This window comes from Enterococcus sp. 125944, assembly GCF_051909435.1.
Taxonomy (GTDB): Bacteria; Bacillota; Bacilli; order Lactobacillales; family Enterococcaceae; genus Enterococcus_D; species Enterococcus_D gallinarum.
Genome location: NZ_JBQASY010000036.1, coordinates 1 through 8,209, shown reverse-complemented (window position 1 = coordinate 8,209; position 8,209 = coordinate 1). Strand labels below are relative to the sequence as shown.

Here is an 8,209-nt window from a genome sequence, read left to right as displayed (position 1 = left end):
CTAAACGAAATAATATTCCTAGAAAATCACTGGATTATCGAACACCTTTGGAAGTATTTTTGAGTTACGTAAGTATTGATGATCTGTCTAACTTAATTTGACAATTAAGATTGGTAAAGTTCCATACAACTTATTAAAATTACTCCGCTCTGTAATTGAAAATAAAACATTCAGCATAAAGGCTACAAAAGTAAGAGTTACCATAATACTTGTTCCTAAGTCTGCTACTATTCCTAAAATAATTGGAACAAGCAAAAACGGAAACATAAATTTGGATAATGGTTTCATTGCGTAAAAATCTAAGTTTATTAATTGTTTTGTCATTTTAATCATACTCCTTTATTTGTTAATATGAATTAGGATTTCATCAAGTGTAGCTTTTTCTACAATTATACTATCGGAAATATATTTCATATTTACCACATTTAATAATGCTGTAAATCCTGTTTTACCTTTTTGAATCCCTATTAATTTTGTTTCTATATTAGGTGTTAAATCCTCAATCCCACCTTTAACTATACAATATTTGTCGAATAGTTCATCTTTCACACCAGTATAAAATATTTTACCGTCATTCATAACAGTAAGATAATCAGCGATTTTATCTAAATCAGAAGTGATATGTGTAGAAAAAAGGATACTATTATTTTCATTTTCTATATACTCTAGTAAAATATCTAGTAATTCATCACGAGCAACAGGGTCTAAACCGCTTGTTGGTTCATCTAAGATTAATAATCTAGCTTGATGGGAAAGTGCTACTGCAAGATTTAATTTCATCTTCATTCCTTTTGATAATTCCTTTATTTTTTTATTCATACTGATATTAAATTTATTTAAATAAGTATGAAAAGATTTTGTGTCCCACTTTGAATAAAAAGGTGAAACTGCTTTTTCTATATCAGAAATTTTCCAATCCTCTACGAAAAATAAATCATCAAACACAACAGCAATATCTTGTTTATAATTATGACCATTTTTAGTATCATTTCCAAATACCTTTACCACACCATTTTCCTTTTCCAATAGGTCAAAAATCAGTTTTATGGTAGTTGTTTTTCCTGCACCATTTTCTCCAACCAGACCCATTATAAAGCCTACTGGTAAAGTAAATGAAACATTATCTAATTTGAAATCTTTAAATGTTTTTGTTAAATTGCAAATTTCTAAAGCTTTAGTTTTCATTATTTAATTCCTCCGTTAAAGTTTTGATAATTTCAAATAATTCTTCATTAGATTTACCCAACATTTTTGCACATTTCCATATTTCCGTGAAATGTTCTTCAATAATTGATAATACTTTTTCCTCAAGTATATCTCGATTAATTTCTTTTACAAAACAGCCTTTACCTTGAACAATCATAATATATCCATCATTCTCCAAATCAGTATAAGCTCTTGTTGTTGTAATCACACTAACCTTTAATTCTTTTGATAATTGTCTTATTGAAGGAAGTATTTCTCCCTGTGCAATCTTACCTGCAAGTATTTCTTCTTTTAATTGTTCATATATTTGTTGATAAATGGGTACTTCAGATGAATTTTGTATAATAATTTTCAATTTACCACCCCCCTAACATTCTAGTGTTCATATTCACTATAAACAGTATAATCAATTTTTTTGTATTTGTCAATCATACGTATATGTAATTAGAACTGGCTTGCAAAAATGACAGTTTAATATTTTGCAAGCCTTAATTATCTAAAGTTATCCTATAATCTTCCAATTACTATCTTTATGAAGTACAAGCTCAAACTGTGAAATCTGTGTAGCCTTTGTTTGATTGTCAAGGAATTTCACTGACACGCTCACTTTCACATTTTCCCCATCCTGCGTGAATATAGGGTTTATCAACTCTGAATACAGATAGTCGCCGTTTATCGGTTCAAGGGCATTCCCAGCCACGTAATAGGCAAGTTCCTTTTCCGTAGCGGTTGGATAGAGCTTGAAGAACGTTTCCAGAAATGCCGTTGTGTCTGTCATGGTTTCAGCGTCCACCGTTCCGTCTGCTTCCTGTGCCTTTGCCCCAGCATAGACTTCATCTTGCACGGCTTTTGAGATTTCATCATAGGAAGCTCTGACGTTATCACACTGCCAGCCCAGATGAACGCTTAACCTCTGCCACACAACGCATTGTTCCAGCAAGTAAAGCTGTTTATGGTTCAGCCCCTTATGGCTTGCCCCATACTGCTTGACGTATTCAAGGGACAGGGCAACATCCGCTATCTGGTCGGCACTCATGCGTGAGCTTGCGTCAGAACGTGTTTTATAACCATTTTCAAAAGAGGTGTTGATGTCGATACAGTAAGCCGTTTCGCCCTCCACCTGCATAATGCTTTCATGGAATGTAGAACCGATACTGCCGTCATTCATAACCTTTTCTACATATCCTGCCTTTTCCTCTGCGTCCGTCCAGTATTGCTTTTCTGACGCATGGACTGCCGAAGCTGGCAGGGCGGTAAATACGGTTGCAAGGGTAAGCATACCTGTAAGCAATCGCTTTAATTTCTTATTCATATTTCTTAATGCTCCTTTCATTTGGGTAATAAAATAGCCGTCCATTTCTGAACGGCTGAAAATAGAAAAGGAACGCTGATTTTGGGCGTTCCATAGTCTATGAGTGTTATTCAATTTTGATACTTCAATACTGATGTGCTGTACCATATCTTTGCAAATCTCGGAATATCGGCGTATCAAGGCTCATTCGTTAGTAGTAAATAAGTAGTAAAATGAATGTTTTCAATCCCTTGAAATGCTGATAAGTACAGTGTTTTAGCGGATAATCATTTTTTTACTGTGTTTTTTATTAAAAAATTCAAAGAGACAACAATAAAGCTAAGTCCTAGTAAAATAAGATAAGTAGCTTCTTTTTCTCCTGTCTTAGGTAAGACTTCCATATATGTTTCCTCATTAGAAATACTTTTTTCAGATAAAAGACTTATCATATTGTGTTTTTCTGCTTCTTTTGTTTGACTTACTTTTGTAGTTTTTGTAGGAACTGTTGAAGTTCCCGGAAAAATTGGTTGATCTGGTTTTTCCGGTCTATTTGGTTCTTCTGGAACAGTAGGTTGTTCTGGTTCAACTGGTTTATCTGGTTCTGTTGGTACTTCCGGTTCCTCTGGAACAGTGGGTTGTTCTGGTTCTATTGGTTTACTATTATGAACAACAATGGTTACTAAAGAGTCAGGTTCTATATCTAACGATAATACATTATTGTCAGAATAAGTAACAACATACTCATTTCCTGATTCCCGTACAACATACTCTAAGGGTTGGTATCCTGCTTCTAATGGTAAATGAGTGAACTGATAGTACCAATTATTTTGTTCATTTAATTGGACGGTATCAATAAGAAATTCTTTATTTCCATATTTAACAAGCAATTCAATTGTTACTTCTTTTTTCTCATTTTCCAGCTCTGCGGACCAATCTTTTTTCACTTCTAAAGAGAAATCTTTTCCTTTATCTCCAAAAATGACACTACCATTTGTTCCAATCGCTCCACCACGTGCTGCTATGTTGTTTTCAAATATAACCGAAGCAGCTTGTCTAGCTAGTTGTAATGCTCCTTCATTAGAAGTAGTTTTTAAGCTGATCGAATGATTTACCACATTACTAATGTCAAATTCAACCTGCTTATCAGAATACCGAGATACTTCTTCATTTTCGTTATCTCCATCAATATACCAATAAACTTTGCCTCCACCTAGCATACGAGGGTCTAAGGTAACTAGAAAATCAGTGTCTTTTTCTTTACGAACACTTGTAAAATCGTCTCCACTATGTGTTGCTATATTACTATCAAAAGCTACACCATTTGAAACATAAATCTCACTCGTGCCTGTCGGACAATACCAAATACCTCCACCACTTCCAGGCATCAAAACCACTTTATCTTTTAAGTTACTCATAACTAGTGGAATATCTTTATCATCTACTGCTTGATTGTTATGAATATAGATATTGTTCAGTTTCAAAACATATGGCACACTACTTAAATAAATTCCACCACCATACCTAGTAGCTTCATTATTACGTATGGTCGCTTTTTTTATGATCGTATCATCACTTGAAATGTATAACGCTCCACCTACAAATGCATGATTGGAATCAAAAAGGCCATCATTAATGGTTAAATGTACACCATAGCCCATTTGTTTCCATTGTTCATGACTATAATCTTTTGCGATAGGATTAATTGTACTTCCAGCATCAGACCCTAAAATGTAGCGATCACTTGTCCCTATAACACCACCAAATCGACTTTTGTTTTTTCTGAAATAACCACCGTCGATTGTTCCATTACTTGCCCAATCAAAGAACAATACACCGCCACCATTATCAGAAGTATTATTGATATACTCTCCATCAGAAATAGTTGTTGTTCCTTTTATCCCAGTAAAAATTACACCGCCATGAACAGCAGAATGGTTTCCCTCAAATATTCCGCCATTAACTGTTACTAAACTTCCAGTATTTGCAATTACTGCTCCACTGTCATAAAGTGTGCGATTATTAAGAAATTGCCCATTATTTATAACAACTTCTCCTTGATTTCTAACACCTATTCCTGCAGAAGAACTTTCCCCATTTAATAAATCTCTCGTTGGAGACAATGAAACATTGCCAATTGTTTGGGAATGGGACAAAAGATTTCCTTTGACAACACCATCATTAAAAATTATTTTCCCACCATTTACATACAAAGGAGCCGACTGCATTCCTGAATTATAGGAATTTTGAAATGTTGCATGATCAATAATTACTTCCGCCTCTTTATGAACTGTGATAAATGTTCCTTTATCAGAAGTATTGGTCATATTTTCGTATCTATTTTGTCCAATTTCTTTTCCTAATCCGTCAAAAATAATCGAATCATTAGTTTCTCCTGCTAACGTAAATCGACCAGATAAAACATTAAACATTGTTTTACCTAATGAAAAATTGTTATCATTTTTCAAATCAAATATAAACAACACTTTTTCATTCGGACGATTACGCAATGTAAGATCTTTAGCAACTGTGATTGTATCTGTAAAACGATATTCTCCACCTGAAACCCAAATTTCCTGCGAACGACTTGGATCTTCTAGTGTTTCTTTTAGTGATTGAAAACTATTATTTTCCAATGAAGAACGACTTGTCTCTCTTTTTTCTCTCTTTGTTAAAGAAGAATTCATTTCTGTAGATCTTAGAGCACTAGATGTAGCTGTTAATTCAGATTCATCATCTATCAAGACAGATTTCTCGTCAATCTCTTTTTCTGGACTCTTTTCCTCTGCTTCATCCGAGATAGCGGTCTCATTTCTAACTTCAGAATCTACCGTTTCTATAGGTTGAACATTTGTTTTTTCTTCAACCTCAACATTTTCTGATGAAGTAGTTACTGACTGATTTTCAGTTAAAGAAGCAGCATCTATTCCAGTTTTTTCTAAATCAGCATCTTTTTCTACAAGGATATTCTCTGTTGAATTTTCTACTGAATTTATTTTCTCTTCTTCAGATGTAACAGGTGTCATTATTGAAGATAACTCTGAATCTGGTTGTTCTTCCGCAAAAGCGCATGTACTAAATATTCCAAGACTTAACAAAGAAAACAACAACAAGAGCATACCAATCAATGGCGTTCTTTTCTTTGTCACTTTGTTCACTTCCTTCACTTATTGTTAAAGAATAAACAAAAAGCCCCCGTCCTCCTTTCCGTCCTATATTTTCTTTACAAATTTATTTTACAAATGATACTCCTTTTTTGTCAATTGAAAATGAACAGTCATTTTCAATTATAATTTGATTTTTTTAACAAATAACGACATCGTTCGATAAACGAATGAACACCTATTGTTTTAGTATAAGAAGTTGGAATCTCGTATCGTTTACTAAACTCTTTAACGGTATACATTCCTTGATGACCAACACTTTGTGTATATACAACAATCATATCAGCTTTTCTCACTGTAGCACGTATACGCTTTTCAGATTCATCCCCGGTTAAATATAAAAATATCCCTTTCCGTTTTTCTACGGCTTCTCGATTCTTCTTCTGTAATTTTTGGTGATCTCCCCCAACCATTAATATTTGTTTTCCATCAAATATACTAGGAATCTGCTCTTTTTTTCGTTCTATATCTTTCTTTTTCTTTTCTATGTGTAGTGGTAAAGTTTTTTCTTTTTCTATTGTTTGCTTAGGTACGCTATGTTTCCAAATAACAACACCTTTTAATAATTCGTTCTTAGGGGATGCATAGTCAATGACATCTCCCTCTTTTAAATGGAACCGTTGAATATCTGTTTTGGATAAAATGATTGTTACTGGAATTTCAAGTGTCTCATCTTTAATTGTAATCGAAAGTTCACCAATATCTGACTTCTCCACAATACAGAAAGGATATTCCTCACGATTGTCTTCTAGTGGTTCCTTTTTTACCAATTGGAATTGATAGTATTGCTCATCTTCCTTCTTGACATCAATCCAATCTCCTGTTTCCCACTGATTCTTTCGTATAACCTTTTCCGGAACATATACCTGTGCTTTTTCTAGCCAACCACCACGTAATCGGCGAATCAATCGTTCGCCTGTTACTTCTTTTTCAACCACAGATTGTACTACTGTTTCGTTATAAGGAATCTTCTTTTCTAGAGAAGAAATAAGAACGAGCGCCTGCCAAAGTTCTTGAATGAATCTTTCTTTCTCTTCTATATTTTCAATGGTTAATTCATTGATCGTTTCTAGTAGTGCCTGTTTGATGTAGTCAAAATAAGTCATAAAATCCCCCTTTTTTTCTTTCAATAACTAACCGTACATACCAGCGAAAGTACGCTATTAAAATACGGAGTTGCGTCAACCTTGGATAATCATGACGAAGAAACCGATAATTTTGAATGAAATGTCGGATACTTATTTGTTGCCAATTTTCTTGAATTAAAAATTGGCCTCGTGTCGTTTTCTTTGGAAAACGTTTCGCGATAAATACATCTAAAATACGGACAACCGTCATAGGTGGTTGTTTCTTTTTTTGATACTTCTTTGTTGGAATATTGATCAATCCTCCTTTTAGTAGGTCTTTCCATAAGTAAGGATTCTTCTCTTTATAACTGAACATAGGTTCTTGCAAATCATTTGGTAATTTAAAGAGCTGTTCTCGTCCGTCCAACCATTGAATTTTTACACAAATTTTTTTCTTTCTCTTATTCACCTCACTCCTCTCCTTTCATTTCTAATTCTTTTTTGATTCTATAAATGGTTGGTCGACTAACCCCAGTTTCTCTTGCAATTGCACTAATTCCCCACTCGGCTTTTAACATCTCCACAATACGAGTATAGATAATTTGTTTTTGTCGATTTTTACTTACTGGAGAATAATCTACAGGTCGACCTCGATAATGTCCCTTTGCTTTCGCCAAAGCAATTCCTTGTTCTTGTCTTCGTTTTGATTCCATACGTTCTTGTTCTGCCATCATTGCTAGAACCTGTAGTATGAGGTCTTTGATGAAACGATCCAATAAAGGATGATCAATTGCTTCTGTCATGATTGGCAAGCTAGTAATCATTAATTGAACATCTCGCTTTTTCAGCCATTGAATCGTCTCAATGATCTCATCATAATTTCTCCCTAATCGATCAATTGCTTCAACTAGAAGTGTATCTCCTGGACGAACAAATTGAAGTACGTCTTGAAAGACTGGTCGCTCTTTGATTGTTGCACCAGACTGTTTCTCAATAAACCATTTTTCAACAGAAAATGATTTCATTTCTTCTATCTGACGTGATTCATTTTGGTCAGTGGATGATACACGAATATAACCAATACGCATAATTTCCCACTCCATTTTCTTTACACTTATAATTTACAAATAGAAGCTTGATTTAGCAAGATTCTGTTTTGTAACGTTTAAGTATACTCTATTTTTACAATCTCTCGTTCCCGCGCAGAAACGCGCGTTTTTTTGTTTCGTTCGCTTAGCGTACGAAACTGACTAAAGTAAATAATAAAAAAGGCCGAAGCATTCGCTTCGATCCGTTCATTCACCTCTTATTTCTTTTTCTTGCATGAACGCTATTTCTAATCCTCAAAAATTTCCGGAAGGATTCGATCAAAAAATGCCCATTCATTTGCGGAAAATGGACTTCCATCTTTTTTAGTCATCGTCAATACCATTTCTTTTAGAGAAAGTTTGATCGTATAGTTGATCCGGTCATACGGATTATAC

Annotated in this window: 8 protein-coding genes and 2 pseudogenes; 1 reads left to right on the top strand and 9 read right to left on the bottom strand. The window is 34.2% G+C overall.

Annotated features, from left to right (window positions below; all coding sequences use genetic code 11):
• Positions 1-101 (top strand): annotated as a pseudogene (locus ACTFWY_RS17280) (IS30 family transposase); the annotation flags it as partial.
• Here ACTFWY_RS17280 and ACTFWY_RS17275 read toward each other — a convergent pair.
• The 9 genes and pseudogenes from ACTFWY_RS17275 to ACTFWY_RS17235 all read right to left on the bottom strand — a co-directional run bounded on the left by ACTFWY_RS17275 (position 88) and on the right by ACTFWY_RS17235 (position 7,813).
• Entirely contained in the window at positions 88-324 is a 237-nt protein-coding gene (locus tag ACTFWY_RS17275) for a hypothetical protein (RefSeq protein ID WP_439927345.1), read from the bottom strand. The pseudogene ACTFWY_RS17280 and the gene ACTFWY_RS17275 overlap by 14 nt on opposite strands.
• A 15-nt stretch (positions 325-339) precedes the next feature.
• Entirely contained in the window at positions 340-1,185 is an 846-nt protein-coding gene (locus ACTFWY_RS17270) for an ABC transporter ATP-binding protein (RefSeq protein WP_010709783.1), read from the bottom strand.
• Entirely contained in the window at positions 1,175-1,561 is a 387-nt protein-coding gene (locus tag ACTFWY_RS17265; protein ID WP_010709784.1) for a GntR family transcriptional regulator, read from the bottom strand. The genes ACTFWY_RS17270 and ACTFWY_RS17265 overlap by 11 nt, the downstream gene beginning before the upstream one ends.
• 147 nt (positions 1,562-1,708) lie before the next feature.
• Complete coding sequence (locus ACTFWY_RS17260) at positions 1,709-1,984, bottom strand: conjugal transfer protein (protein WP_018345288.1); 276 nt, start codon at positions 1,982-1,984, stop codon at positions 1,709-1,711.
• A gap of 33 nt (positions 1,985-2,017) precedes the next feature.
• Positions 2,018-2,518, bottom strand: a pseudogene (locus ACTFWY_RS17255) (Cys-Gln thioester bond-forming surface protein); the annotation flags it as partial.
• A gap of 266 nt (positions 2,519-2,784) precedes the next feature.
• A complete protein-coding gene (locus tag ACTFWY_RS17250) occupies positions 2,785-5,643 on the bottom strand; it encodes a Cna B-type domain-containing protein (protein WP_249024322.1) in 2,859 nt (952 codons plus the stop codon).
• 134 nt (positions 5,644-5,777) lie between these two features.
• A complete protein-coding gene (locus ACTFWY_RS17245) occupies positions 5,778-6,764 on the bottom strand; it encodes a DUF2325 domain-containing protein (RefSeq protein ID WP_010709787.1) in 987 nt (328 codons plus the stop codon).
• The gene (locus ACTFWY_RS17240; RefSeq protein ID WP_010709788.1) at positions 6,751-7,194 is read right to left on the bottom strand and encodes a DUF7679 family protein; all 444 of its coding nucleotides are present in this window, start codon (positions 7,192-7,194) and stop codon (positions 6,751-6,753) included. The genes ACTFWY_RS17245 and ACTFWY_RS17240 overlap by 14 nt, the downstream gene beginning before the upstream one ends.
• 1 nt (position 7,195) lies before the next feature.
• Entirely contained in the window at positions 7,196-7,813 is a 618-nt protein-coding gene (locus tag ACTFWY_RS17235; RefSeq protein WP_010709789.1) for a recombinase family protein, read from the bottom strand.
• Positions 7,814-8,209 lie beyond the last annotated feature (396 nt).

What these genes read in the sequence shown, in the direction of transcription:
- ACTFWY_RS17275 (WP_439927345.1), bottom strand. Translation starts at nt 324, where the DNA reads ATGACAAAACAATTAATAAACTTAGATTTTTACGCAATGAAACCATTA.
- ACTFWY_RS17270 (WP_010709783.1), bottom strand. Translation starts at nt 1,185, where the DNA reads ATGAAAACTAAAGCTTTAGAAATTTGCAATTTAACAAAAACATTTAAA.
- ACTFWY_RS17260 (WP_018345288.1), bottom strand. Translation starts at nt 1,984, where the DNA reads ATGACAGACACAACGGCATTTCTGGAAACGTTCTTCAAGCTCTATCCA.
- ACTFWY_RS17245 (WP_010709787.1), bottom strand. Translation starts at nt 6,764, where the DNA reads ATGACTTATTTTGACTACATCAAACAGGCACTACTAGAAACGATCAAT.
- ACTFWY_RS17235 (WP_010709789.1), bottom strand. Translation starts at nt 7,813, where the DNA reads ATGCGTATTGGTTATATTCGTGTATCATCCACTGACCAAAATGAATCA.